Source organism: Streptomyces sp. NPDC126510 (assembly GCF_040302345.1).
Taxonomy (GTDB): domain Bacteria; phylum Actinomycetota; class Actinomycetes; order Streptomycetales; family Streptomycetaceae; genus Streptomyces.
In genome coordinates this window covers 233,010-257,640 of the sequence record NZ_JBEORR010000012.1, presented here as the reverse complement: position 1 = coordinate 257,640, position 24,631 = coordinate 233,010, and the positions used below count along the sequence as shown (strand labels likewise).

The following is a 24,631-nucleotide window of genomic DNA, read 5'->3' as shown; positions in this document are numbered from 1 at the left end:
AGTCCCTCGTACTGGATGTACTTGGGTCTTCGTCCGGTGCGGCGAGAGTACGTGCCAGGCGTCGAGGGGCAGGCGGGACTTTGCGGACACGACCTGGGGCCTGTCGTTTGGATCAGGTCGCACGATATCGGCGGTTCTTGTCAGTGCAGATGCGCGTGCCAGGCCCCGCGTCTGCGGGCTGATCCAACCGACAGGCCCCAGCGCCGCGGCACAGGGCGTCCTAGCCGGACGTTTGCGTCAGCCGGTCCGGGGTCCGGGTGATGTCCAGCCCCGCCGACCTTCCCGCCCGCGCGAACGCCATCGCGTCCTCCACCGCCGCGCCGCCCGGGTCGTTGTTGAAGTACGCGTAGACGTCCTCGCCGTCGGTCCAGGTCGTGGCGATGCGGTCGAGCCAGGTGGCCAGGGAGCGACGGCCGTAGCGCGGCCAGGGCTTGGCGCGGCCCTGGTGGAAGCGGACGTAGCCCCAGTCGGCGGTGCGCCACAGCGGTGTGGCCGGGCGGGCCAGGATGTCGGCCCAGCACAGGGCGGCGTGCCGGGACTCCAGGACGCGGCGGACCTCCGGTGTCCACCAGGAGTCGTGACGCGGCTCGACCGCGACCCGGGTCGAGGCCGGGAAGCAGGCCAGGCACGCGTCCAGCAGGCCCGGGTCGGCGCGCAGCGTGGGCGGGAGCTGGAGCAGGACCGGGCCGAGGCGGTCGCCGAGGCCCGCCGCGTGACTCATCAGGCGGTGCACCGGCTCCTCGGGTTCCTTGAGCCGCTTGATGTGGGTCAGATAGCGGCTCGCCTTGACCGCGACGACGAAGTCACCGGGCACCCGCCGCCGCCAGTCCTCGAACGTCTCGCGAGCCGGCAGCCGGTAGAAGGCGTTGTTGATCTCGACGGTGGCGAAGTGCCCCGTGTACTCCTCCAGCCAGAGCCGCATCGGCAGCCCGGACGGGTACAGGACGTCCCGCCAGTCCTTGTACTGCCACCCGGACGTGCCGACGAACAGGGTCATACCCCTATCAAAGCACCAGGTTCCGCTACGCGTCGGTGCGCGTGTGGAAGCGGTAGAACAGCAGCAGGAAGACGGCTGCCGTGACCAGCACCGACGTGATGACCACGGGACGGGGGTCGTCGCCGGTCTGGCTGTAGAGGAAGCCCAGTGCGGTACCGGCGAACACGGCCCGGAGCAGGGCGTGCAGGGCGTGCAGGTCGCGCCTGAGGCGCCGGGTCGCCTGGACCACGGCGATGCAGAGGGCCATGAAGGCGAGCGCGCTCCACACCCCCGACGCCACGTCCGGCCCGGTGATCGGACCGCCGTGACGCCGGTTCACCGCGACCCAGTTGCCGTAGACGACCCCGAGCACGACGGGCAGGACCCATCGCGCGACGCGGTGGGTGGGTTCGCTGAACACGGTGGGCGCCGGGTGCGCCATCAGAGCCTCCCTGGTCCATACGGAGCTCGGCGTCGCTCCGCCGCACACCCTGGCACGCCGGAGTAACAGGGAGGTGAGAAGCGGTTGTGACCGGAACCAGAGGGGGGGACCCGCCACGGATCTGGGCGGTGACTCGCAACAGGCCTCGGCGGTTGCCCCCGCTACAGGTACAGCCCCGCGTCCACGCCCCCGCGCGGCTCCGGCAGGGCCGTCGGGGACGTGCCCCGGCGCAGCGCGTACAGCTCCGCCAGGGTCGCGCCCTCGCGGCCGACGCCGTCCTCCTGGCCCAGCCAGTTCACCGCCTCCGACCGGGTCAGCGGGCCGACCTCGATCCGGGCAAGACAGCGGCCGGGGCGGACCACGGCCGGGTGCAGGCGCTCCAGGTCCTCGTTGGTCGTGACACCGACCAGGACGTTGCGGCCCTGGCCGAGCAGGCCGTCCGTCAGGTTCAGCAGCCGCGACAGGGCCTGGCCCGCCGTGTGCTTGGCCTCGCCGCGGATCAGCTCGTCGCAGTCCTCCAGGAGCAGCAGCCGCCAGCGCCCCTTGCCCGTGGCGTCCTCCTCGCCGATGGCGATGTCCATGAGGTAGCCGACGTCGGAGAAGAGCCGCTCGGGGTCCAGGACGCAGTCCACCTGGCACCAGTCGCGCCACGACCGGGCCAGGGTGCGCAGCGCCGAGGTCTTGCCGGTGCCCGGCGGGCCGTGCAGCAGGAGCAGCCGGCCCGCGATGTCCTCCGGGGTGGTCTTCATCAGGCGGTCCATGGCGTCCGCCACCGGCGCGGTGTAGTTGGGTCGGACCTCGTCCCACGTGCCCGCGGCGATCTGGCGGGTGGTGCGGTGCGGGCCACGGCGCGGGGAGACGTACCAGAAGCCCATCGTGACGTTCTCGGGCTGCGGTTCGGGTTCGTCCGCCGCGCCGTCCGTGGCCTGGTCGAGGATCTTCTTCGCGAGCTCCTCGCCGGTCGCCGTCACCGTGACGTCGGCGCCCCGGTTCCAGCGAGAGACCAGCAGCGTCCAGCCGTCGCCCTCGGCGAGGGTCGCGCTGCGGTCGTCGTCCCGGGCGACGCGCAACACCCGGGCGCCCGGGGGCATCAGCGTCGCCCCGGACCGCACGCGGTCGATGTTCACCGCGTGGGAGTACGGCTGCTCGCCCGTCGCGAAGCGGCCGAGGAACAGCGCGTCGACGACATCGGACGGGGAGTCGGAGTCGTCGACGTTGAGCCGGATCGGCAGCGCCTCGTGCGGGTTTCCAGACATGCCGCCATGATCCGGCACGGGGACGCCGCGTGCACCCGGTTTCCGCGTGCACGCGGCATGTCGTCCCCGCGCAGGTCAGCCCGCGGCGCGGGAGACCAGCCGGCGCGCCTGCCGGGCCCTGCGGACCATGGCGTACCCCTTGGTCAGGGCACGGTCCGCCGCGAACGTACGGGCGATCGCGCGCCCCTCGACCATCCTCTCGAACTCCTCGATGCCCGTACTGCGGCGCACCGTCACCCGCCGCAGCGCGTACGGCCCCTGCGCGCGCCGCGCGAGGCCGTTGCCGACGGCGAGGGCCTGGGTCCAGCCCGTCTCGCGCACCGCCTGCCGGACCCGGCGGCTGGAGTAGCCGTAGGGATAGGCGAACGAGGCGGGTACGGAGCCCAGCTGGTCCGAGACGATCTCCTTGCAGTGGATCAGCTCGAACCGCAGGGTGGCGTCGGAGACCTGGTCGAGCTGCGGGTGGCTGTGGCTGTGCCCGCCGATCTCGACACCGGCCGCCGCGAGGTCGCGGACTTGGTCCCAGTCCAGCATGGTGTCCAGGCCGCCGCCGGTGTCGTACGGCCCCCGCAGCCACCCGGTCGAGACGAACAGGGTGGCCGGGAAGGCGTGCTTGGCCAGGGCGGGGAGGGCGTGCCGGTGCACGCCCTCGTAGCCGTCGTCGAAGGTGATGAGGACCGGCCGCTCGGGCAGTGCGCGGCCGGAGCGCCAGCACGCCGCCAGTCCGGCCGTGGTGAGCGGCCTGAGCCCCCGGTCGGCGAGCACCGCCATCTGCTCGGCGAACGCCTCCGGGGTCACGGACAGGGCCCGCGTCTCATCGTTCGGGTCGGTCGCGACCGCGTGGTACATGAGGATCGGGACGCGGTCGTCACTCACGGGCCGTCACCTCCACCTCGGGCACCTGGAACGTGGTCCCGCCCCGGCGTGCCCGGACGCTGCCGACGATGTAACCGCTCGCCGCCGTCAGCACCCCGGCCACGATCGCGCCGGCCCGTCCCGCACCGCCCGACCGGGCCAGCAGGGCGTCCCGCACACCTCGAGCCACCCCGGCGGGCAGGACCCGCGTGGCGTACCGGCGTTCCGACTCCAGGCCCTTGTCCGCCCCGACGCTCCGCGCCACCAGGGCCTTGGACAGGCCCTCGGCCCAGGCGCGGCTGCGGAAGTAGCGGAAGTGCTCGCGGGCCTCGGGCACCCGGTGGTGGATCACCGCCCGGTCGTCGATCAGCAGGACCGCGTCGGGCCGGGCCCGGGAGAGACGGATGCACAGTTCCGTCTCCTCGCAGCCCAGCGGGCGTTTGTCGCCGTCCCTGCCGATGCCGGTGGCGAAACCGCCCGCCGCGTCGAAGGCGCTGCGCCGGAACGAGGCGTTGCCGCCGAGCACGTTGCGTACCCGCACCCGGCCGCGCGGCAGACCCCGGTAGGTGCAGCCCACCACCCAGTCGAACTCCTCCGGGAACCAGTCCGGCCGCCGCCCGGACGCCCAGACCGGCTCCGTGCGCCCGCCGACCGCCATCACCCGCGGGTCGGTGTACGCCTCGGCGAAGTGGCGCAGCCAGTCGCGCTCGGCGACGGCGTCGTCGTCGAGGAAGGCCACGATCTCGCCCCGGGCCGCGGCGATGCCGGTGTTGCGGCCGGCGGACAGGCCGCGGGGGCCCGCGTTGGCGAGCACCCGCACCGCGGCACCGTCGGCGCTCTCCTCGTACTCCTTGGCCAGCCGCTCCCGGAGCGTCTCGTTGTGATCGACGACCAGCAGCGTCTCCAGGGCCGGCCGCGACTGCGCGCGGACCGAGGAGACCGCCGCGAGGATGTCCTCCCAGCGGTCCTCGGTGTACGCGCAGATCACGACGGAGATGCCGGGACCGCTCAAGACACCTCTCCCCGCATCGCGGCCGGCATCGACGAGCGGGGCGAACGGCGGCGCAGCGCCCGGCGGTTGGAGCGCTCCTGAAGGATCACCTTCAGCACGCGCAGCCCGTCCCGCACGGCCCGCAGGTTGCTCACGCCGTGGATGCGCAGGTACTCGTGGCTCGGGATCTCCTGCACCTTGAGGCCGGCCTTGACGACCCGGATGTTCATCAGGGTCTCGACCTCGAACCCGGTGCAGTCGAGGTCGATCTTGTCGAGGCAGTGCCGCCAGAAGGCGTTGTAGCCGTAGCACAGGTCGGTGTACCGGGCGCCGAACTTGCGGTTGACGGCCGTGCACAGCGCCCAGTTGCCCAGCTTGCGGATGAAGGTCATGTCGTCGGTGCCGCCGCCGTTGGCGAAGCGGGAGCCCTTGGCGAAGTCCGCGCCCGAGACCAGGGCGGAGACGTAGCTGAGGATCTCCCCGCCGTCCGCCGAGCCGTCCGCGTCGACCATCACGATGATGTCGCCGGTGCAGGCCTGGAACCCGGTGATCAAGGCGTCGCCCTTGCCCTTGCCGCGCTGCTCGACGACCTTCACCTCGGGCCACAGCTCGCGGGCCACCTCGACCGTGTTGTCGGTGGAGTTGCCGTCGACCAGGACCACTTCGTGTATCCAGTCGGGCAGGGTCTTGAAGACGTAGGGCAGGTTCTCCGCCTCGTTCATGGCCGGGATGACCACGCTCACCGGCGGCGCGATGGCCAGGTGAGAGGAGACGGGTCGGTACGTGGAGGCGGTCGGCGGACGCTGCTGCGTCGCGGCCGGCTGCAGGACTGAGCTCATGAGTCTGGTCCCTCTCGTCCGGTGGACCGCCCCCCCAGGGCAGTCCGGATCCAGTCCGGTTCGAAAGGGGGGTTCTCACCCGAGACACGCCGAGATGGCGAGGCATGCCGGGATGAAGCTCCGGCACGCCGGGTGAGCTGGCAAAGCTGGCCGGCCGCGAAAACGGCAGCCGACCGCGCGGCACGGCCCGGAGACCATTGCGGTCACCGAGCACGGCACCCCCCTACCGCGCCCCGCGCCGGTTCGTCGCGGTCCTTGAGCCCTCCCCTAGAGCCGCGTACTACGGACCGATGCGGGTGAGATGTATGACGGTATTGACGATTGAACCCGTATGGCAAGACCTGGAACGGCCCCTCACGTTTTTGTTGGTTTGGTCGTTGTGAGGGACCGCTCGTGCGACGCAAGTTGCACGTTCCCGTCTCATAAACATGCGTTCCCCGGAGGCGATCAGGGCCTCCGGGGAACGTGTGTTCAGGCGTCGGTGCGGACGTCGGTCAGGGAACGATCTGCAGCAGGCGGTTCGGCGAACCGGACCCCGCGCTGGTGACCTTGCCGGTGACGGCGCCGTTCACCAGGGCCGTGGCGACCTGGGCCGGGGTCGACGAGGTGTGGCCGGCCAGGTAGACCGCCGCCGCGCCCGCGACGTGCGGGGTCGCCATCGAGGTGCCGGAGATGGTGTTGGTCGCGGTGTCGCCGGTGTGCCAGCCGGCCGTGATGGACGAGCCGGGCGCGAAGATGTCCAGGGCGGAGCCGTAGTTGGAGTAGCTCGCCTTGGCGTCCGTGCTGGTGGTGGCTCCGACCGTGATCGCCTCGGCGACCCGGGCCGGGGAGGACGAGGAGGCGGAGGTGCTGCTGTTGCCCGCGGCGACGGCGTATGTGACGCCGCTGGCTATGGAGTTGCGGACCGCCGTGTCCAGGGTCGCGGAGGCGCCGCCGCCGAGCGACATGTTGGCGACCGAGGGGCCGGAGTGGTTCCTCGTCACCCAGTCGATGCCCGCGATCACGCCGGCCGTGGTGCCGGAGCCGCTGTTGTTCAGCACGCGCACGCCCACGATCTTCGCCTTCTTGGCCACGCCGTAGGTCGAGCCCGCGATCGTGGTGGCCACATGGGTGCCGTGACCGTTGCCGTCGGCGGCGTTGGTGTCGCCGTCGACGGCGTCGTAGCCGTAGGAGGCGCGGCCGCTGATCTGCTGGTGGGTGATGCGCACACCGGTGTCGATCACATAGACCGTCACGCCGCTGCCCGCGCTGTCCGGGTAGGTGTAGGTGCCGGACAGCGGCAGCGAGGCCTGGTCGATGCGGTCCAGGCCCCACGGGGCGTTGGTCTGGGTGGCGGCGAGCGTGACGCGCTGGTTCTGCTCGACGGAGGCCACCGCCGGGTCGGCGGCGAGCCGCCGGGCCTCGGTGGCGGAGAGAGTGGCGGAGTAACCGTTCAGCGCCTTGCCGAACGTCTTGTCGACCGAGCCGCCGTACTCCTTCACCAAGCCCTTGCCCGCGGCCGAGGACGCCTTCAGGCCCGCGCCCTTCTTGAGCGTGACGAGGTAGCTGTCCTTGATCGCGGTCGGGGAGTCCGCGGCGAGCACCCGGCCCTCGGCGGGTGCGGCCTGGGCGGGAAGGGTGGTGAGCCCGCCCACGAGGGCGGCGGTCGCCAGCGACGTGAGTGCGGCGAGCCCGAGTCTCTTGCTACGCAGTTGTGCCATTACGAGGGAGTCCTCCTCTAGGCGGCGCGCGCCTGGGTGGGACGCGCGTCATGTGGGGGGTGTGCGCGTGTTCGCGCACACGGGCCGGGGAGCGTCGCGTTCCGCTCCCGGCCGGAGTAAAGCGTCGACCAACTACCGGCGTAGAACAAGAGAGTTGAGCATCAGTCAACAAATCTGTCATGGGCACGTAACAAGAGAGCTCCGGCGCGTAACGCGAGCCGTGGTGAATGCGCCAAGCATCCGGGGAGAGGCCGAAAAGACTTGGCATGGACACTTCCTGTCAACGCGCGTCGCTGCTACGACGGTTATGGCAGAGATCCTGCTAAAGGGAGGTTCCATGAGACGTTCCCGACTTGTCGTCCTCGTGAGCTCGCTCCTCCTCGCCGTCGGCACAGCCCTCTCCGGGGCAGCGACGGCGCAGGCGTCCTCACTCGCCGCAACAGGCGGCTATGTGGCTCTCGGTGACTCCTACTCCTCCGGAGTCGGAGCCGGCAGCTACATCAGCTCCAGCGGCGACTGCAAGCGCAGCACCAAGGCCTACCCCTACCTCTGGGCCGCCGCCCAGTCACCCTCGAGCTTCGACTTCACCGCCTGCTCGGGCGCCCGAACGGGTGATGTTCTGGCGAGTCAGCTCACTCCGCTCAGTGCCTCCACCGCCCTCGTCTCGATCACCGTCGGCGGCAACGACGCCGGATTCGCCGACGTCATGACGACCTGTGTGACCCAGTCCGACAGCGCCTGCGTCTCCCGCATCAACACCGCCCGGGCGTACGTCGACTCCACGCTGCCCGGCAAGCTCGACAGCGTGTACTCGGCGATCCGCTCCAAGGCCCCCGCCGCGCGGGTCGTCGTCCTCGGCTACCCCCGCTTCTACCAGCTCGGAATCACCTGTCTCGGCCTGTCCGAGACCAAGCGCAAAGCCATCAACGACGCCTCCGACCACCTCAACACCGCCGTCGCCAAGCGCGCGGCGAACCACGGCTTCGCCTTCGGCGACGTCCGCACCACCTTCACCGGCCATGAGATCTGCTCCGGCGACTCCTGGCTGCACAGCGTCAGCTGGCTCAACATCGGCGAGTCGTACCACCCGAAGGCACCCGGCCAGTCGGGCGGCTATCTGCCCGTGCTCAACAGCAACGACTGACCACTCAGCCGGAGTCGGAGTCCGAGTCCTGTTCCGATCCCGGGTTCGAGCCCGTCTGCGCGTCCGGATCCGTGCCGGAAGGAGAGGGGGAGGCCCCGCCCGTCGGGGTCTCCGTCTCGCACGCCACCGAGAAGGGCACCGACTCGGACCTCTCCCGTACCGGCTCCCGCACCTCGACGCTGATCTCGTTCTCGAACGTCCCGGTCTCCTCCTGCGTCGTCACCCGCACGGTGTCCCGCTTCGAACGGCCGCCGCCCTCCGTGAACGACAGCGTCTTCCAGCCCCCGTCGAGCACCTGGCCGTCCCGCGTCACCCAGCGGTAGCTGACCTCGGCCGGGAGCCGCCCCACCGTGAGCGTCGCCGTGAACTCGGGCGCTCGGGCGTTCGGCGGCGGACACGGGCCCGAGTAGTCCGTGCGCCGGCCCTCCAGGACGACCCGCACCGACTGCGGCGGGGGACTGCTCTCCTTCGTCCTGCTCGGCGTCGGCGACGGACTGGACTTCTCGGTCCCGGTGTTGCGGGGCGGGCTCTTGGTCGCGGTGGGCGTACCGTCCCCGGCCCCCTGGTCGTTGCCGCCGGAACCGTCCCCGTCGTTGAGCAGCGCGTACGTCAGACCGCCCACCGCGAGCGCCAGCGCGATCACGCCCGCGACCAGCACCCGGCCGGCCCGGCGGTCCCGGTCCTGGCCCGTGGCCGTGGTGGTGGCGCCGGCACCGGATGCCGCCGTCCGTCCCGGGTACGGCATCGGGGGCGTAGGCGCGGGTTCGGGGTGGCCCACGACCGTCGGCGGGAAGGGAACCGCCCGGGTGGTGTCCGCGCGCGGCGAGCCGCCCGCGGCGACGACCCGCAGATCCTCCTCGGCCCGTTCGGGCGGCAGCCGTTGCTCGGGATCCTTGCGCAGCAGCCCCTCGATCACCGGGGCGAGCGGACCGGCCCGGTACGGCGGCGGCAGCTCCTCGTCGACGATCGCCCGCAGCGTGCTCAGCGGGGTGTCGTGACGGAAGGGGGAGTGGCCCTCGACCGCCGCGTACAGCAGCACCCCGAGCGACCACAGGTCCGACTCCGGACCCGGCGTACGGCCGAGCGCCCGCTCCGGGGCGAGGAACTCGGGCGAGCCGATGACCTCGCCGGTCATGGTCAGCGCCGAGCTGCCCTCGACCATGGCGATGCCGAAGTCGGTGAGCACGATCCGGCCGTCGTTCGAGATCAGCACGTTGGCCGGCTTCACGTCGCGGTGCAGCACCCCGGCCTCGTGCGCGGACCGCAGCGCGGCCAGCACCTCGGCCCCGATGTGTGCGGCACGCTGCGGCGCCATCGGGCCCTCGGCGTCCAGGACCTCGGCGAGGGAGAGGCCGCGGACCAGCTCCATGACGATCCACGGGCGGCCGTCGTCCGTCGCCACGTCGTACACCGTCACCACGTTGCGGTTGGAGACCCGGGCCGCCGCCCACGCCTCCCGCTCCAGCCGGGCGTACATCCGCTGTACGTCGTCGCCCGCCAGCCCGGACGGGGCGCGGACCTCCTTGACGGCGACCTCGCGGTGCAGCACCTCGTCGCGGGCGCGCCACACGGTCCCCATGCCGCCCTCGCCGAGCGGTGCGAGGAGCCGGTAGCGGCCGGCGATCACACGCTCATGGCCCGGTTCTTCGAACACGGCGCCCCCATTCGCAGCCCGGCGAAATCTCCATGGGGTGTGTCTTCCCCACGCGGTCGGATTTCCTCACGACGTCCGCTTTTCTCCGGACATCCGATGCCTGACGAACGTAACTCAGCCGAGTGCGGATGCCGCCCCCTTGAACACCAGGCCGGCGCCCAGAACCAGCACGGCGAAGGCCGAACCGAGCGGGGCGGTCCGGCGCACCAGGGCCGCCATCGGGCCCGCCGACCAGCGCGGGCGCCGGTCCAGGAGCCTGGTCATGCCGCTGCCCGCCTTGACGACCGCGTACCCGGCGGCCGTGAGGGTGAGGGCCAGCCCGACGCCGTACGCGACGACGAGCAGCAGGCCGAACCAGGCCTGCCCGAGGGCGGCGGCACCGACCAGGACCACGACGGCGGACGGGCTGGGCACGAGGCCGCCCGCGAAGCCCATGAGGATCGTGCCGCGGAGGGTGGGGGCGACGGGGTGGGAGTGGGTGAAGCCACCGTGGCTGTGCTCGATCGTGTGGGGATGGGAGTGGGGGTGGGCGTGGTCGTGGTCGTGGTGGTGGTGGTGATCCTTGTGGTCGTGCGCGTGACCGTGGTGGTCGCCGTCGTGGTCGTGGGTGTGGCTTCCGTGGCCGTGTTGATGGTCGTGCCGGTGGCCGTGGGGGTGGGGGGCGTGCGCGCGGTTGCGCAGGGCGCGGCGGACCAGGCTCGCGCCCGCCAGGGTCACCAGCAGGCCGCTGGCGACACCGAGCCAGGCGATCACCGAGGGCGCCGCCGCCGAACCGGCCGTGACCAGCAGGCCCAGGGCGACCACGCCGAGGGTGTGCGTGACGGTCACCGAGGCGGCCATGGGCAGGACGTCCTTCATCCGGGCTCGACCGCCCCGGGCCGCCGCCGTCGCGGCCATGATGGTCTTGCCGTGGCCCGGGGCGAGCGCGTGCATCGCACCGAGGACGACGGCGATGAGCAGGGCCAGCGCGCCGAAGCCGGCGGTGAGGTCCTGCCGGGCCACCAGGTCGTCCAGGGCGCGTGTCCAGCGGTCGGCGCCGCGCGGCAGCACGGACGCCGCGGGCGCGTCCGACTCCTCGTCGGCGAGGGCGGCGCCGCCGGGGCGCACCCGCAGGGCGGCCGACGCGGTGTCGGCCGGGGAGGACAGCAACTCCTCCGGGTATGCGGTGAGTTCGTCCGATACCGACTTCTCCGGCACGTCCGACGCGGCGAGCGTCATACGGTCGCCCCGCGCCGTGATCTCCCGCCAGCCCGGGCCGGTGGAGGCACCCGCGGCGCGGAAGCCGAGGGACACGGTCTTCCCGTCCGACGGGAGGGGCGCGGTCAGCTCGCACTCCACCCGGAGGGTGTCGAGTCCCGCCTGCCCGGGCCGCACGCGCGCGCTGCTGCGCTCGGCGGTGAGGACGGCCCTGCGGCCTCCGACGGTCGCACGGCTGTCCTCGGCGGCCGTGGCGCACCGCTCGCGGGCCCACATGGCGATGCCCAGGCGCTCGATGTCCGGCCCCGCCTGGGTCGCCGGGATCTCCGCGAGGTCCTCCACGTGGTGGACGCGCAGTTCACCCGGGGCGGCGACGAGGCCGTCGTAGCGGTTGACGGTGAAGTTGCCCAGCGGGTGGGCGCTCGCCGTGGCGGCGGGCAGCAGGGTGAGCGCGCAGGCGGCCGTGAGGACGGCGGCGCCGGACGCGGACAGCCGGCGCAGGGTCACCGGTTCCCCTCCAGGTCCTCGAGTGCGGTACGGGCCTCGCGCGCGCCGAGCGGCGAGAAGCCGGGGTTCAGGTCCAGTGCCGCCTTCAGGTGCGTGCGGGCCTCTCGGTCGTCGCCGGTGGCGCGCTCGATGACACCGCGGTGGTAGAGGAAGACGGCGTTGCGGTAGCCGGTGGCGGTGGCCCGGCGGGCGTAGGGCAGGGCCTCCTCGTCGCGGCCGTTGACGTGCAGGGCCCAGGCGAGGGCGTCGGCGGTGTGCACGCTGTGCCGGCGCTCCCACTCGGCGCGGGCGGCGCGCAGGGCCTCCTTCTTGTCGCCGTGGTCTGCGGCGGCCATGGCCGTCTCGAGGTCGGTGTTGGCGCCGCCGGCGCGGGCGAGGGCCGTCCAGGCGTCGACGAGGGCGTACTGATCGCCGGCCTTCGCCCGGTCGCCGTCTGCGCCGCGGTCCTCGTACAGCTCGCCCAGGGCGACGAGCGGGCCGGGCAGCGGGAACCGGGCGACGACCTGCTCCAGTCCCTTGACGGCGGCCGCCCGGTCGCCGCTCGCGGCCTGGGCGCGGGCGCGGCCCTCCAGGGCGGGCAGGTACGCGTCGTCGGCCGCGAGGGCTCGGGCGTAGTGGCCGAGGGCCGTCTTGTACTCGCCCTGGCTCCAGGCGAGCTGCCCGAGGGCGGTGGCGACGTAGGCGACGTCGGCGGGCGCGCGGGCGGAGCCCAGGGCGCGCTCCAGTACCGCACGCGCCGTGCGGACGTCGCCGCGCAGCTCGTGCACGTACGCGTACCGCGTGAAGACGGGGATGCCCGGGCGCCTGTCGTCGGCGGTGTCGGCGGCCTTCGCGGCGTCGTCGTACCGGCCGAGTTCGACGAGGGCGTCGATACGGCTGCACAGGGCGCGTTCGTTGTAGGGGTTCTGCTTCAGGGCCCGGCCGGCGTAGGTCAGGGCGCCGGGGAAGTCGTGCCGGGCGGCGGCGAGCGCTGCGCGGCCCGCCAGCGCCTGATCGTTGCCCGGCTCCAGTTCGAGGGACCGCTTCAGGGCGCGCTCGGCCTGCGGATACCGGGAGGGATCGCCCTTGGTGCGGGCCTGCTCGACGTAGGCGACCCCGAGGGTGGCCCAGCTGCCGAAGTCCCTCGGCTGGGCCCGCAGGTGCTTCTGCAGGGACGCGATCCCCGCGTCGAGATCCCCGCGCGCGAGGTCGCCGGGCGACAACGCCCCGGCCGCCGACACGGCGTCGACACCGGCCCCCCGGTCCTGCACACCCCCGGCCGCGATGGCCCCGCCGGTCACCGCGACCGCCAGCAGCACCGCACACCCCGCCACATGCAGCCCCCGCCACCGCCGCCCCCCGTCGGCGGCCCGCCGCATCGCGGCGACCCGCTGACCGGCGTCGTCCCCGACGGCCGGAGAGCGGGTGTGCGCCTCGTGCTCGGTGCCGGCCTCCGGGCCGGAGCGGCCCTCGGCGGGGCGGGCACCGGCCGTGCCGCCGCCCTCGTCGGCGAGTGCCGAGAGGCCGGTCCGGTCTCGGCCGAAGGACCCGGCGGGCCCCCCGGCTTCGCCGGTTTTCATGCGGGTGGTGTCTGCCGGGGGCTTTGCTTCGCCGGTGTCGGCGGGGTCGATGTCCGGCCGGGGCTCGGCACCGGCGGCTTCGGCGTCACGGAGGGTGTCTGCCAGGGTCTCCGCTTCGCCGGGTTCCGTGCCCGTGGCGGGCGGCCGGTCCTGGCCGGCCCCGGCCGCCATACCCCGTGACCCGGTCGCCTCCGACCCGGCAGCCGCACCACCGTCCCGATCCCCGGTGATCTCGGGTTCCGGGCCCGTCGACGGCGACCGGTCGTCGTCGCGGCTTCCCGGTGTGCTGTCGGTCGTACGCGGAGGCATGACCTCTCCTCGTTCGGGTGTGCTGGTGCGGAAGTCGGCGGCGCGGCCCGCGCCGTGGGGGATGTGGAACGGGCCGCGCCAGTCGGTGGGAGCGGAGCGGGTCAGTACGCCCGGTTCCGCATGCGGCGCCACCACATCAGGGCCGCGCCGATCAGGACGATGCCGCCCGCCCCGGCCCCCGCGGACGCGGCCATCAGGCCCATGTCGTCCGAACCCTGCGCGCCGGCCGGCTGGAGCGCGTCGCCCAGCTGGCTGCGGACGTCGTTGCCGCCGTCCACGCCCTTGGCGAGCGGGCCGCGCGAACCCTCCGTCGGCAGAGCCACGTACGGGAAGTACTTCTCGAACTTCTTGTCGTTCTTGTCGACCGCGTCACCGAGGTCGTTCTTCGCACCGAGCAGCTCGCCCTCGACGACCTGGAGCGACGCGTCGATCACGTCGTCGGTGAGGCGACGGCCGTTCGGGAAGCCCGCGTTGTCCCCGTCCAGGACACCGAGCCGCTTGGGCTTGGCGGCCGGCTTGATGGACGTGTTGAGCCGCAGCTGCTCCGACGGCGTCACGTGCGGCGGCTGGTTGAGGTCCTTGACGCCCTTGAGGAACACGTCGACCAGGTCGTTGCGCGGCTCGGCGGGCGCCGGGATCTTGTAGATCGCCTCGATGAGCTTCGGCAACTCCGGGTTGGTGACGTTCTTCAGGAACTGCGCGTCGTCCCGCGGCGTGGACGCGTTGAACGTGTCCTTGTCCTTGATCGGGTTGACGACCTCGTTGACCAGCGGGTTGCCGAGGCGCGAGACCTGCGAGAAGTACCCCTTGGCGTTCTTGCGCTGCGTCGTCGACCAGATGCCGACGACCGGCTGCTCGTGCGACTCGGTGATGAAGCTGTTGGGGACCTGGAGGGCGATCGAGTTGACGTTGTAGCCCTTGAGGGTGTCGTTGCCGACCTCGGAGAGGTTCCCGCCGTACAGCAGGTCGAAGACGCGCAGGTCCAGGAAGAACGGGTCGTCGGCCTGCCCGGCGAACGTCTGTGCGCCGCCGGCGAGTTTGTGGACGGCCTGCTGGCGCAGGGTGTTGTAGTCCGGCATCGACGCCTTGCCGACGTTGGACGGCGCCACCGGCACGTCGTCGGCGACCTTGGTCTTCGACACGGCCTTGAGGTCCCGCAGCTTGATCAGCTCGAGGTCGTACGTCTGCGTGATGTTGAGGTCGGGGTCGTCGAGGCTCTCGACCGGGCCCGTGTTGTACAGGAACGTCTTGTCGTTCTTCGTGTGCGTCTTGAACGTGTACCGGAAGAGCAGGTCTTCCTTCGCGTCACCGTTGCTGTCGATGCGCAGGTCGTACTGGGCGTCCTCGGCGAACGTGAAGAAGTTGGGGCCGCCGGCGGGTTCCTCGAAGGGAATCCAGTTCGCGACGATGGTCGTCGTGTCCGGCTTGTCCGGGCTGACGAACGCGTACACGTCGGTGTTGTCGTACTGCGGGGTCCCCGAGATCAGCGGGGCCTCGCGGTGGCTGGAGGCGGAGGCCTCCTCGGGTGCCAGCGCGGTCACACCGGCGGCTGCGAGCCCGCCGGCGGCCAGCGCGCCACAGATCACGGTCGCGATGCTCGCGCGTCCCGCACCGGTCCTGGAGATAGGTGTCATGCCGTCCGTCCTCCGTGCCAACTTGCCTGACACACGCCATTCGGAGCGGTCGGCGAAGCGGATTGGTCGAATCTCAAACGTTCTTACGGCGGATCGGGAAAGTTGTTTCATCGCCGGGCGACCCGCGTTTTCGGCGCGCTGATCCGTAACCCCGTCCGGAGGTGTGTGCGTTGCGAGTGCCTCGTGCGAGAGGACAGGCCCGGTGCGGGCTCGGAAAGGGGGACCGAGTGGAGGCGGACGAGCTGCTGCTGCTCGTGGCAGGTGGGGACCAGAAGGCCTTCGAGGACTTGTACGGACTGGTGTCCGGCCCGGTGTTCGGTCTCGTACGGCGTGTGGTGCGCGACCCCGCCCAGTCGGAGGAGGTGGCTCAGGAAGTGCTGCTCGAACTGTGGCGGTCCGCAACGAGGTTCGACCCGGGCCGGGGCAGCGCCATGTCGTGGATCCTCACCCTCGCCCACCGCCGCGCCGTCGACCGGGTCCGCAGTGCCCGGGCGGCCGGGGAACGCGAGCAGCGCGAGGCGCTGCGCGCGAACCAGCCCGCCTTCGACCAGGTCACCGAGGAGGTCGAGGCCGGACTCGAACGGGAGTGGGTGCGCCGCTGCCTCGACCGGCTCACCATCCTGCAGCGCCAGTCGGTCACCCTCGCCTACTACGAGGGCTACACGTACCGTGAGGTGGCCGAGCAGCTCTCCCTGCCGCTGGGCACCGTCAAGACCCGGATGCGGGACGGGCTGACCCGTATGCGCGAGTGCCTGGGAGGTGTGGCATGAGCCTCTTCCGCCGCGAGGACCTGCACTCGCTCGCCGCGCCCTACGCGCTCGACGCCCTGGAGCCCGCGGAGCGGGTCCGCTTCCGCAAGCACCTCAGGGACTGCGACCGCTGCGCCGCCGAGGTGCGTGCCCTGACCGAGGACGCCGTGCGGCTCGCCTGGTCCACGACCGCCCCGCCCCCCGCCGCGATGCGTGACCGGGTCATGCTCGCCGTACGGACCACTCCGCAGGACCCGGCACCACAGGGGGCGGCGGCGCGCGAGCCGGCCCGGGCGCGGGCGGCGCAACTGCCTCCGCACGTATGGGGCGCCCAGCCGCCGCCGCGGCAGCGGCAACGGCGCCGGATCCCGCTGTTCGTGCCCTTCGCCACGGCCACCGCCGCCGCGGCCCTCGTCGTCGCCTCGCTGTTCGCCGTACAGGCGAACCGGGCCCAGGACCGGCTGACCGCCGAGCAAGATCGGTCACGTGAGATCGCCCACGTTCTGGCGGCTCCGGACGCCCGTGCGGGCAGAGGTCGGGACGTGCGGGGCCGTACCCTCGGAGTGATCGCCTCCGCCACGGAGGGGAGTGCGGTGGTCACCCTCGGCGGATACGGCGCCCCGTCGGGCGGCCGCGTGCACCAGTTGTGGCTCATGCGCCCGGGCGCGCAACCACGCTCCCTCGGCCTCTTCGAGGGCGACACGCCCCTGGTCGCAACGGGTTTGGGCACTTCCGCGACGTCACTGGCCGTGACCGTCGAGCCCGCCGGGGGGTCACCGCGGCCCACTACCCAGCCGATCGTCCAACTCGCCCTGAAATCTGTTGGATTCGGAGAGTAATCGGAGATACATCGTCAACCCCCTTATGGGGAAGGTGAATCCTGTGACCGCGATACACGAGTGCCCGGACAGGGCGATAGGGTTAACCTGCCCGGGCCGGGTGGACTCGTACGGGTGGGGAGTGACATGGAACAGATAACAGTGCGCAGCAGGGCCAGGGTCCCTGCGATCACCTGCGGGAGCAGCGCGACCAGTTCGCGCCTCGACCGCCACCTCTCGGTGCTGGGCGGCCCCGCCGTCCCTCAGCGGGAGACGGTCGAGGCGACCTCGCTGATGCGGGAACTGACCGCGCGTCAGTCGCACGACCGCAGCGGCAGGGGCGCGCGTGTGCGTCGCGTCTCGCTCTTCGCGCCGTTGCGCCGACTGCGCCGCTCCTTGTTCGGCAGCAGGTAGGGGTCCGCGCTCGGGCGGTCACACCGCCTTCGGCGCCGCCGCTGCGACACCCGTCGTCCGTCATCCCCGCGGCACGCAGCGGCGCCAGGTGTGGTTCCGAGCGCGGAACGCCCCCCGTCGGTGCCCCATCCCCGCCCGGCAGTGACCGGGGGCCACGTCCGCGGTCACTGCCGCCCGCTCACCGCTCCCCGTGCGCGTACTGGCGCACGGCGAGCGGCACGAACACCCCCAGCAGCACGGCGCACCACAGGACAGACCCCGCGACGGGGTGGGCCACCGGCCAGGCCGCCCCGTCGGGCACCGGCGCGTTGCCGAAGAGGTCGCGCAGGGCCGTCGCCACCGCGCTGATCGGATTCCACTCGGCGACCGTCCGCAGCCATCCCGGCAGCCCGTCGGCGGGGATGTACGCGCTGGACAGCAGCGGCAACAGGAACGTCGCCCCGCCCAGCTGACCGGCCGCCTCCTCGTTGCGGGTGAGCAGGCCGAGGTAGATGCCGGCCCAGGTGCAGGCGAAGCGGAACAGCATCAGCAGCGCGAGCGCCCCCACCGCTTCGAGCGCACTCCCCTCGACGCGCCAGCCGACCGCGAGGCCCACCAGCAGGAACGGCACCGTCCCGACGGCGGTGGCCACCAGGTCCGCGGCAGCCTGCCCCAGCGGTACGGCCGCGGGGCTCATCGGCAGCGTGCGGAAGCGGTTGGTCACGCCGCGGTGCGTGTCCTGGGCCGCCTGGAACATGCCGGCCATGATCCCGCCCGAGGCGGTCGCCACCAGCAGGCCCGGCACGAGGAACGACCGGTACGCCTCGCCCGGCACCGCCAGCGCGCTGCCGAAGACGTAGCCGAAGAACAGCAGCATGCTGATCGGCATGGTCTGGGTGAGGATCAGCAACCCGGGGTTGTTCCGCAGGCGCAGCAGCTGGCGCCCCAGCATCGCGGTCCCGTCGTACGCCAGCATGCTCATGCGGCACGCTCCCTCTCGTCGGTCGTCCCCGTCGGGCCGGTCGTTTCGGTCGACCCGGTCGTTCCGTGCGGCGCCGTCTCCGTCAGGCGCAGGAACACGTCGTCGAGGGTCGGCGGCCGCAGGCTCACGTCGAGCAGCGGCACGCCCGCCGTGTCCAGGGCGCGCACCAGCAGCGGGATCGTGAGCGTCGGGTCCTTGCTGACCGCGCCGACGGCGTTGCGCTCGTGGTCGAACGACGGCTGCGCCCCCGTCAGCCGGTCGAGCACGGCGGCGGCCTTCGCAAGGGTGTCCGCGTCCGGCACGACGACCTCGGCGTGCGCCCCGACGAGCGACTTGAGCTGTGCCGGAGAGCCGGTGTGGGTGACCCGGCCCCGGTCCACCAAGGCGATGTCGTCGGCCAGTTGGTCGGCCTCCTCCAGGTATTGAGTGGTGAGCAACACGGTCGTGCCCTCGGCGGTCAGTCCGCGCACCACGTCCCATATGAGGGTGCGGCTGACCGGGTCGAGGCCGGTCGTCGGCTCGTCCAGGAACAGCACGTCGGGGCGGCGGACCAGGCTCGCCGCGAGGTCCAGGCGGCGGCGCATGCCGCCGGAATAGGTGGACGCGGGGCGGTCGGCGGCCTCGGTCAGACCGAAGCGGTCGAGGAGCTCCGCGGTTCGTCCGGCCGGACCGCGCACCCGGTACAGCCGGCCGAACAACCGCAGGTTCTGGCGTCCGGTGAGGTCGCCGTCGATGGAGGTGTCCTGCCCGGTGACGCTGATCCTCTTGCGTACGGCGGCGGCCTCGCGGACGAGGTCGTGTCCCGCGACCCGGGCGGAGCCGGCGTCCGGCCGCAGCAGCGTGGCCAGCAGCCGTACCGCCGTCGTCTTGCCCGCGCCGTTCGGCCCGAGGATCCCGCAGACCGACCCCTCGGGGACCGCCAGGTCCAGCCCGCGCAGGGCACGCACCTCCCCGAAGCGCTTCTCCAGACCTTCACTAAGTACAGCGTACGTAGAAGTCATGGTGTGACCATAGCGCACTACGTACGCTGTACGTAACTAGGATGGTGGCCGAGGTGATGATCGATGGCGGGCCGAGCGGCCGTACCCGAAGTGATCTGGGCGCGCCCCGAGCGCACCGGCCGTGGGCCGAAACCGGCGTTCACCCGCGCGGACATCGCGGCGGCGGCCGTGCGGATCGCCGACGCGGAGGGGCTGGACGGGGTCACCATGCGGCACGTCGCCGCGGAGCTGGGATGCGGCACGATGTCGCTGTACAACTACGTCCCCCGCAAGGAGGACCTGTACGAGCTGATGATCGACGCCATCGGCGCCGAGCACGAGATGTTCGAGCCCACGGGCGACTGGCGCGCGGACATGCTGCGCAACGCCGAGCAGACGCGCGCCATCATGCGCCGCCACACCTGGGTGCCGCGCCTGATGCCGGGGGTGTTCGGCTTCAGCCCCAACACCCTGCGCTACCTGGAGCACTGCCTGGCCTGCCTCGAACCGCTCGACGTGCCGGCCGGCACGAAGACGGAGCTGGTCGCGCTGCTCAACGGCGTCGTGACGACGTACACCGGGAACGGCATCGCGACCGCCGAACGCACCCGCTCCATGCCCTGGACGGCCGAGGAGGAGAACGCCGTCCGCATGGCCTACCTGGGCAGCCAGATCGCCACCGGCGCGTATCCGCGGCTGACCGCGGCCTTCACGGAGCAGAGCGGCCCGGTCGATCTGGAGGCGGTCTTCCGGCGGGCGCTCGAACGCGTCCTGGACGCCTTCGACCCCGAGCTGCGCTAGCGGGGCTCCCCCGGGGTGGCGCTAGAGCAGCGCCAGTTGTCCCTCGGGACCTTCCTCGGGTCCCTCCAGCACCGACGCCGGGCGGCGGGCCCCGTCCGGCACCGGGAGGACGCCCGCCTCGCGCAGCTCCGTCGCCGTGACGGGGTCGGGGACCTCCGGCTCCTCCAGGGGGCGCAGCTCGGCCAGGAGCGCGAGGACGGTGATCAGCTCCAGCAGCTCCGAGGTCCAGGTCTGGGGCCAGCCGGCGGGACGGATCGCCGCCAGCGTGCCCGGCTCGGGGGCGGCGACGCGGGTCGCGAACCACTCCTGCAGGACGCGCACGCCGGCCACCTCGAAGTCCCAGGCCTCCGGCGGCACGGGGGAGATCCGGCCCTCGTCCAGGAACAGGGCCTCCTCGTCCCGGTCGTAGCGCAGCGCCACCGGCCGGGAGGGCAGCGGGGCACGCACGTAGGGGCGGCGGCCGCCGGGGAGCTTCGGGCGATCGCCGTCGCGCCGCATCAGCCACAGCAGCCGGTGCCCCAGTTCGAGGCCCCGTTCCCACGCGTCGGCGTCGCCGGTGAGCGGGACGGTCAGGTCCGGGCGGGCCGTGGCCGTGATCCAGGCGAGTACGTCCAGCGGCGCCGGGGTGGTGCCCAGACGGGTGCCGAGGTGGTCCAGCAGGCCCGGGGCCAGATTCGGCTCGCGGCCGCCCGGGCGCCGGAACAGCGGGCGGATCCGGCCGGGGCGTACCAGCGGAAGCAGTGAGGTGACGAGCAGGGGCAGGTCGGCATCGGGCGTCTCCACCGCGAAGACCTGCCGTTCGTCCGTCACCCGCCACAGCTCGGGGCGGGCCGCGTCGATCAACCGCTGGTCGGGGATGAGCCACTGCTCGTCGTAGGGCGCGAGCAGGACGCGCACCGGCTCCGGGCAGGGTCCCGAGGCCCGCACCAACCTCTCCGTGCCGCTGCCGGACCGGCCGGGCAACTGGCCGACCGCCGTGTGCAGCGTGCGCGAGCGGGTCGGCTCCAAGAGGGACTCGCGGTCCGGCCCCTCGGCCTTCACCAGGGCGTCCCAGCGGGCCTTCAGGGACGCCGCGTCCGGCGCCGCCGGCCAGCCCCGGCCGAGCCGCGGCGGTGCGACGGACCACGGCATGAGGTCCGCCAGCAGCGGAGCGTCGTCGTGCGTCACGCAGGGCATCGTACGACCTGGCGGCGGCACGCGGGTCAGGTGGCGTCCAGGGTCACCGTGAAGGAGAACCGGTCGCCGCGGTAGTGGATGACGGCCACGTCCAGGGGCCGCCCGGCGACGTCGTAGGTCACCCCGGTGTAGTGCAGGATCGGGCTCAGCAGGGGGACTTGTAGCAGCTTCGAGGTCTCCGGATCGGCCAGCCGCGCCTCCACCGTGTCCGTGATGCGGCTGATGTCCGCCCCCACCACGTCCCGCAGCACCTTGGTCATGGGCCATCGGACGAGGTCGTCCAGGTCGATCAGCGCGGCCAGTTCGGGGCGGACGTGGTTGCGGGCGTGGTTCGTCGGCTCACCGGTCTTCTCGTCGCTGCGCAGCCGGTGGTACGTCGCGACCTCCCGCACGTCCGGGAAGTACTCGGCGAGTTCACCCGGCACGGGCACACTGCCGTGGTCCAGCAGTTCGGTCGTCATGCCGGACTGCTGGGCGACGATCGCGTCCACCGAGCCGAGCAGGCGCACCGGGGAACCCCGGCGCGCGTGCGGCTCGATGAACGTGCCCCGCCGGCGGTGGCGCGTGATCAGCCCCTCGTCCTCCAGCTCCTTCAGCGCCTGCCGCATCGTCAGCACGCTCACGCCGTAGTGCCCGGCCAGCTGCTCCTCGGTGGGCAGCCGCAGCGGGTCCTGCGGCGAGCGGCCGAGGATCGAGGCACGCAGCGACTGCGACACCTGGTACCAGAGCGGCAACTTGCGGTTCAGGACGATCGAGTCCGGGGCGAAGGAGGTCACGGGGCCATCCGTACCGCTAGGAAATGATCAGTGCAAGGGGCGGAAGTGCCGCTCCAGGCCCTGCCAGACGTCGTCGTAGCGCTGCTGGAGGTGTTCCGCGCGGGCCGCGTGCGGGGTGAGGGTGAGCGGCCAGCGCGTCTCGAACATGAACGCCAGGCCGTCGTCGATCTTCTGCGGCCTCAGCTCGGCGGCGCTCGCCCGGTCGAAGGTCTCCCGGTCCGGGCCGTGCGCCGACATCATGTTGTGCAGCGACCCGCCGCCCGGCACGAAGCCCTCTGCCTTCGCGTCGTACGCGCCCTCGATCAGGCCCATGTACTCGCTCATCACGTTCCGGTGGAAGTACGGCGGCCGGAAGGTGTCCTCGCCCACCAGCCAGCGCGGCGCGAACACCACGAAGTCGACGCCGGCCAGGCCCGGGGTGTCCGACGGGGACGTCAGCACCGTGAAGATCGACGGGTCCGGGTGGTCGTAGGTGAGGGTGCCGAGCACATTGAACCGGCGCAGATCGTAGACGTAGGGCACATGGTTGCCGTGCCAGGCGACGACGTCGAGGGGGGAGTGGTCGTAGGTGGCGGTCCACAGGTTGCCGCAGAACTTGTTCACCACCTCCACCGGGCCCTCGACGTCCTCGTAGGCGGCGACGGGCGCGCGGAAGTCGCGCGGGTTGGCGAGCCCGTTGGCGCCGATCGGACCCAGGTCGGGGAGGCGGAAGGGGGCGCCGTAGTTTTCGCACACATAGCCGCGGGCGGACTCGTCGAGGAGCTCGACACGGAAGCGGACCCCACGCGGGATCAGTGCCACATGGCCCGGCTCCGCATGCAGCAGACCGAACTCCGTGCGCAGCAGCAGCCCGCCGCGCTCCGGGACGATCAGCAGTTCGCCGTCGGCATCGCTGAACACCCGGTCCATCGAGGCGTTGGCCGAGTACAGGTGCACGGCGACGCCGGTCCGCTGGGTGGCATCGCCGTTGCCGCCCAGGGTCCACAGGCCCGCCAGGAAGTCGGTCTCGGGCGCCGGGTCGGGCAGCGGGTTCCAGCGCAGCCGGTTGGGATCGGGCACGGTCTGGGTGAAGGGGGCGGTGCGGACCGTGCCGTTGTGGGTCCGGGTGAACGCCGGGTGCGCGGCCGACGGACGGATCCGGTACAGCCACGAGCGGCGGTTGTGGGCCCGCGGCTCGGTGAACGCCGTACCGCTCAGCTGCTCCGCGTACAGCCCGAGGGGAGCCCGCTGCGGCGAGTTGCGGCCCTCGGGCAGTGCGCCCGGGACGGCCTCCGAGCTGTGCTCGTTGCCGAAGCCGGAGAGGTAGGCCAGCCCTTCGGCGGTCTTCCGCGCTCCCCCGTGCTCGAACGCGCTCGCGCGGGTGGTGCCCCCATCGCCCATGATCGCTGCTCCCTTGCGGTCTGATTCCTATGTGACACCGTAGGATTGCGATTTCCCCGACGCAAGAGGGGCGCGCGCCCTCCTCTTCACGGATGACCGGAACCCGACTTGAGAATGATCCGCAGGGGCGGACGTGTGTTCTACGCTCCCGAACATGTCGTGGACACGGAGACTTTGCGCCGCGCTCGCGGGCTGTGTCCTCCTTCTGGCCGGGTCCGCGGGCTGCGGCAGCGGTGAGGCCCGGGAGGGCGGTGCGTCGACCGCACCGGTCGGCAAGATCCTCGAGGACCGGGACCAGGACGGGGAGCCCCTTCGCGAAGTCGGGGCCGAGGGCGCCCCCGACGTCGGGATCGAGGTGCAGCCCGACGCGGCCGGCGGCTGGGACGTACGCCTGACCGTGCGGAACTTCCGCTTCTCGCCGGCCGGCGCGGCAGCCCGCGCGGTGGCCGGGCGCGGGCTCGTTCGCCTCTTCGTCGACGGCCGCCCCGTGACCCGGCTCCGCACCTCCACCTACCGGCTGGACGCCCGCCTCGTGCCGCGCGGCACGCACCACGTCACGGCTCGTCTCCAAGCCGATGACGGCACCGTATGGGCGGTGGACGGCAAGCCCGTGGAGAGCACGGCCGACATCACCGCGTCGGAGCCGGGCCCGGGGGTGACGCCGGACGCCGCCTCCCGGCGCAAGGCCCGGACCCAGGGTGCGGACATCGGGGGCCGGCGTTCACCGGATGGTGAGCGAGGGACCTCCGAGGGCCGTGGTTCACCGGATCGCGGACGAGAGGCGGCCGGGGGGCCGGCTTCACCGGATCGCGGACGAGAGGCATCCGGGGGTCGAGCTTCACCGGACCGCGGCCGAGAGGCATCATGAAGCCCGTGCCCCACGCGACATCGCTCCGACGCGCGCCCGTGCAGCGGCGCAGTGCCGAACGCCTGACCAGGATCCTCGACGCATGCGCCGACCTCCTCGACGAGATCGGCTACGACGCCCTGAGCACCCGTGCCGTCGCTCAGCGGGCCTCTGTCCCGATCGGCTCGGTCTACCGCTTCTTCGGCAACAAGCGTCAGATGGTCGACGCCCTGGCCCAGCGCAACCTCGAGCGGTACTCCGAGCGCGTCACGCAGCGCCTGCGGGACGCCGGCGACGAGGGCGGCTGGCGCACGGCCATGGACGCCGTGCTCGACGAGTACCTGGACATGAAGCGCACCGCACCCGGCTTCTCCCTCGTCGACTTCGGCAACCAGATCCCGGTCGGCTCCCGCCAGGCCGAACCCAACCACCGCGTCGCCGACCGCCTCACCGAACTCCTCTCCGGCTACCTCGAGCGCGAACCCGACGACCAACTGCGGCGCGTCTTCCTCATAGCGGTCGAGACCGCGGACACCCTCGTGCACCTGGCGTTCCGGGTCGCACCGGAGGGGGATCAGCGGATCATCGACGAGGCACGGGAGATGCTGCGCGCCTATCTCGCCCGGGTGCTCGACTGAAGCCGATCCCGTCAGGACCTCCCCACCG

General features: G+C 72.3%; 23 protein-coding genes. 7 read left to right on the top strand and 16 right to left on the bottom strand.

The genetic code is table 11. From position 1 onward, the window contains the following. Nucleotides 1-220: 220 nt before the first annotated feature. The 7 genes from ABTX60_RS19760 to ABTX60_RS19730 form a co-directional block, all read right to left on the bottom strand. Nucleotides 221-997, bottom strand: coding sequence for a DUF72 domain-containing protein (locus tag ABTX60_RS19760; protein ID WP_352098299.1), 777 nt, complete (start codon nucleotides 995-997; stop codon nucleotides 221-223). Nucleotides 998-1,022: 25 nt separating this feature from the next. Continuing rightward, complete coding sequence (locus ABTX60_RS19755; protein ID WP_352098298.1) at nucleotides 1,023-1,418, bottom strand: hypothetical protein; 396 nt, start codon at nucleotides 1,416-1,418, stop codon at nucleotides 1,023-1,025. 161 nt (nucleotides 1,419-1,579) lie between these two features. After that, entirely contained in the window at nucleotides 1,580-2,674 is a 1,095-nt protein-coding gene (locus ABTX60_RS19750) for a DUF5925 domain-containing protein (protein ID WP_352098297.1), read from the bottom strand. 75 nt (nucleotides 2,675-2,749) lie between these two features. Further along, nucleotides 2,750-3,550: a polysaccharide deacetylase family protein gene (locus ABTX60_RS19745; RefSeq protein ID WP_352098296.1), complete on the bottom strand. Its 801-nt coding sequence runs from the start codon at nucleotides 3,548-3,550 to the stop codon at nucleotides 2,750-2,752. Then, entirely contained in the window at nucleotides 3,543-4,541 is a 999-nt protein-coding gene (locus ABTX60_RS19740; protein WP_352098295.1) for a glycosyltransferase family 2 protein, read from the bottom strand. Before ABTX60_RS19740 ends, ABTX60_RS19745 begins: the two co-directional genes overlap by 8 nt. Next, on the bottom strand, nucleotides 4,538-5,359 hold the full coding sequence (locus tag ABTX60_RS19735) for a glycosyltransferase family 2 protein (protein WP_352098294.1): 822 nt from the start codon (nucleotides 5,357-5,359) through the stop codon (nucleotides 4,538-4,540). The genes ABTX60_RS19740 and ABTX60_RS19735 overlap by 4 nt, the downstream gene beginning before the upstream one ends. 494 nt (nucleotides 5,360-5,853) lie before the next feature. Continuing rightward, a complete protein-coding gene (locus ABTX60_RS19730) occupies nucleotides 5,854-7,059 on the bottom strand; it encodes a S8 family peptidase (protein WP_352098293.1) in 1,206 nt (401 codons plus the stop codon). 337 nt (nucleotides 7,060-7,396) lie between these two features. Here ABTX60_RS19730 and ABTX60_RS19725 point away from each other — a divergent pair, with 337 nt between their 5' ends. Continuing rightward, entirely contained in the window at nucleotides 7,397-8,203 is an 807-nt protein-coding gene (locus ABTX60_RS19725; RefSeq protein WP_352098292.1) for an SGNH/GDSL hydrolase family protein, read from the top strand. Nucleotides 8,204-8,207: 4 nt separating this feature from the next. Here the strand turns inward: ABTX60_RS19725 and ABTX60_RS19720 are convergent, their stop codons facing one another. The 4 genes from ABTX60_RS19720 to ABTX60_RS19705 form a co-directional block, all read right to left on the bottom strand. Continuing rightward, nucleotides 8,208-9,857, bottom strand: a complete 1,650-nt coding sequence (locus tag ABTX60_RS19720) for a serine/threonine-protein kinase (protein WP_352098291.1) — start codon at nucleotides 9,855-9,857, stop codon at nucleotides 8,208-8,210. 114 nt (nucleotides 9,858-9,971) lie between these two features. Continuing rightward, entirely contained in the window at nucleotides 9,972-11,561 is a 1,590-nt protein-coding gene (locus tag ABTX60_RS19715) for a HoxN/HupN/NixA family nickel/cobalt transporter (protein ID WP_352098290.1), read from the bottom strand. Next, entirely contained in the window at nucleotides 11,558-13,429 is a 1,872-nt protein-coding gene (locus ABTX60_RS19710; protein WP_352098308.1) for a tetratricopeptide repeat protein, read from the bottom strand. Before ABTX60_RS19710 ends, ABTX60_RS19715 begins: the two co-directional genes overlap by 4 nt. Before the next feature lie 101 nt (nucleotides 13,430-13,530). Beyond that, complete coding sequence (locus ABTX60_RS19705; protein WP_352098289.1) at nucleotides 13,531-15,063, bottom strand: DUF4331 domain-containing protein; 1,533 nt, start codon at nucleotides 15,061-15,063, stop codon at nucleotides 13,531-13,533. A gap of 227 nt (nucleotides 15,064-15,290) precedes the next feature. Between ABTX60_RS19705 and ABTX60_RS19700 the strand changes: the two genes are divergently transcribed. From ABTX60_RS19700 to ABTX60_RS19690, 3 genes are all read left to right on the top strand, one after another. Further along, nucleotides 15,291-15,833, top strand: coding sequence for a sigma-70 family RNA polymerase sigma factor (locus tag ABTX60_RS19700; protein ID WP_352098288.1), 543 nt, complete (start codon nucleotides 15,291-15,293; stop codon nucleotides 15,831-15,833). Then, nucleotides 15,830-16,651 (top strand): anti-sigma factor, encoded by an 822-nt coding sequence (locus ABTX60_RS19695; protein ID WP_352098287.1) that lies wholly within the window; start codon nucleotides 15,830-15,832, stop codon nucleotides 16,649-16,651. Before ABTX60_RS19700 ends, ABTX60_RS19695 begins: the two co-directional genes overlap by 4 nt. A gap of 126 nt (nucleotides 16,652-16,777) precedes the next feature. Beyond that, nucleotides 16,778-17,044: a hypothetical protein gene (locus ABTX60_RS19690; RefSeq protein ID WP_234848210.1), complete on the top strand. Its 267-nt coding sequence runs from the start codon at nucleotides 16,778-16,780 to the stop codon at nucleotides 17,042-17,044. A 178-nt stretch (nucleotides 17,045-17,222) separates the two neighbouring features. Here ABTX60_RS19690 and ABTX60_RS19685 read toward each other — a convergent pair whose 3' ends face one another. Beyond that, on the bottom strand, nucleotides 17,223-18,005 hold the full coding sequence (locus ABTX60_RS19685; protein ID WP_352098286.1) for an ABC transporter permease: 783 nt from the start codon (nucleotides 18,003-18,005) through the stop codon (nucleotides 17,223-17,225). Next, a complete protein-coding gene (locus ABTX60_RS19680) occupies nucleotides 18,002-19,006 on the bottom strand; it encodes an ATP-binding cassette domain-containing protein (protein ID WP_352098285.1) in 1,005 nt (334 codons plus the stop codon). Before ABTX60_RS19680 ends, ABTX60_RS19685 begins: the two co-directional genes overlap by 4 nt. A 63-nt stretch (nucleotides 19,007-19,069) precedes the next feature. On the opposite strand from ABTX60_RS19680, the gene ABTX60_RS19675 reads away from it, so the two are divergent. Then, entirely contained in the window at nucleotides 19,070-19,786 is a 717-nt protein-coding gene (locus tag ABTX60_RS19675) for a TetR/AcrR family transcriptional regulator (RefSeq protein WP_352098284.1), read from the top strand. A 21-nt stretch (nucleotides 19,787-19,807) separates the two neighbouring features. On the opposite strand, the gene ABTX60_RS19670 is transcribed toward ABTX60_RS19675, so the two are convergent. Genes ABTX60_RS19670 through hmgA form a run of 3 tightly spaced genes read right to left on the bottom strand, consistent with a single transcriptional unit; the run spans nucleotide 19,808 to nucleotide 23,118 of the window. Next, entirely contained in the window at nucleotides 19,808-20,962 is a 1,155-nt protein-coding gene (locus ABTX60_RS19670; protein ID WP_352098283.1) for a type ISP restriction/modification enzyme, read from the bottom strand. A 26-nt stretch (nucleotides 20,963-20,988) separates the two neighbouring features. After that, nucleotides 20,989-21,738: a GntR family transcriptional regulator gene (locus tag ABTX60_RS19665; protein WP_352098282.1), complete on the bottom strand. Its 750-nt coding sequence runs from the start codon at nucleotides 21,736-21,738 to the stop codon at nucleotides 20,989-20,991. Nucleotides 21,739-21,765: 27 nt separating this feature from the next. After that, a complete protein-coding gene (gene hmgA, locus ABTX60_RS19660; RefSeq protein WP_352098281.1) occupies nucleotides 21,766-23,118 on the bottom strand; it encodes a homogentisate 1,2-dioxygenase in 1,353 nt (450 codons plus the stop codon). A gap of 154 nt (nucleotides 23,119-23,272) precedes the next feature. On the opposite strand from hmgA, the gene ABTX60_RS19655 reads away from it, so the two are divergent. After that, nucleotides 23,273-23,986 carry a hypothetical protein gene (locus ABTX60_RS19655; protein WP_352098280.1) on the top strand — a complete coding sequence of 238 codons (714 nt, stop codon included), beginning with the start codon at nucleotides 23,273-23,275 and terminating at the stop codon, nucleotides 23,984-23,986. Further along, nucleotides 23,983-24,603, top strand: coding sequence for a TetR/AcrR family transcriptional regulator (locus ABTX60_RS19650; RefSeq protein WP_352098279.1), 621 nt, complete (start codon nucleotides 23,983-23,985; stop codon nucleotides 24,601-24,603). Before ABTX60_RS19655 ends, ABTX60_RS19650 begins: the two co-directional genes overlap by 4 nt. Nucleotides 24,604-24,631: the final 28 nt, after the last annotated feature.

Excerpts from the sequence above, each read along its gene's own strand:
- ABTX60_RS19695 (WP_352098287.1), top strand. The coding sequence starts at position 15,830 with ATGAGCCTCTTCCGCCGCGAGGACCTGCACTCGCTCGCCGCGCCCTAC.
- ABTX60_RS19705 (WP_352098289.1), bottom strand. The coding sequence starts at position 15,063 with ATGACACCTATCTCCAGGACCGGTGCGGGACGCGCGAGCATCGCGACC.
- ABTX60_RS19675 (WP_352098284.1), top strand. The coding sequence starts at position 19,070 with ATGGCGGGCCGAGCGGCCGTACCCGAAGTGATCTGGGCGCGCCCCGAG.
- ABTX60_RS19710 (WP_352098308.1), bottom strand. The coding sequence starts at position 13,429 with ATGCCTCCGCGTACGACCGACAGCACACCGGGAAGCCGCGACGACGAC.
- ABTX60_RS19680 (WP_352098285.1), bottom strand. The coding sequence starts at position 19,006 with ATGACTTCTACGTACGCTGTACTTAGTGAAGGTCTGGAGAAGCGCTTC.
- ABTX60_RS19730 (WP_352098293.1), bottom strand. The coding sequence starts at position 7,059 with ATGGCACAACTGCGTAGCAAGAGACTCGGGCTCGCCGCACTCACGTCG.
- ABTX60_RS19690 (WP_234848210.1), top strand. The coding sequence starts at position 16,778 with ATGGAACAGATAACAGTGCGCAGCAGGGCCAGGGTCCCTGCGATCACC.
- ABTX60_RS19655 (WP_352098280.1), top strand. The coding sequence starts at position 23,273 with ATGTCGTGGACACGGAGACTTTGCGCCGCGCTCGCGGGCTGTGTCCTC.
- ABTX60_RS19650 (WP_352098279.1), top strand. The coding sequence starts at position 23,983 with ATGAAGCCCGTGCCCCACGCGACATCGCTCCGACGCGCGCCCGTGCAG.
- ABTX60_RS19760 (WP_352098299.1), bottom strand. The coding sequence starts at position 997 with ATGACCCTGTTCGTCGGCACGTCCGGGTGGCAGTACAAGGACTGGCGG.
- ABTX60_RS19755 (WP_352098298.1), bottom strand. The coding sequence starts at position 1,418 with ATGGCGCACCCGGCGCCCACCGTGTTCAGCGAACCCACCCACCGCGTC.
- ABTX60_RS19735 (WP_352098294.1), bottom strand. The coding sequence starts at position 5,359 with ATGAGCTCAGTCCTGCAGCCGGCCGCGACGCAGCAGCGTCCGCCGACC.
- ABTX60_RS19685 (WP_352098286.1), bottom strand. The coding sequence starts at position 18,005 with ATGAGCATGCTGGCGTACGACGGGACCGCGATGCTGGGGCGCCAGCTG.
- ABTX60_RS19750 (WP_352098297.1), bottom strand. The coding sequence starts at position 2,674 with ATGTCTGGAAACCCGCACGAGGCGCTGCCGATCCGGCTCAACGTCGAC.
- ABTX60_RS19725 (WP_352098292.1), top strand. The coding sequence starts at position 7,397 with ATGAGACGTTCCCGACTTGTCGTCCTCGTGAGCTCGCTCCTCCTCGCC.
- hmgA (WP_352098281.1), bottom strand. The coding sequence starts at position 23,118 with ATGGGCGATGGGGGCACCACCCGCGCGAGCGCGTTCGAGCACGGGGGA.
- ABTX60_RS19670 (WP_352098283.1), bottom strand. The coding sequence starts at position 20,962 with ATGCCCTGCGTGACGCACGACGACGCTCCGCTGCTGGCGGACCTCATG.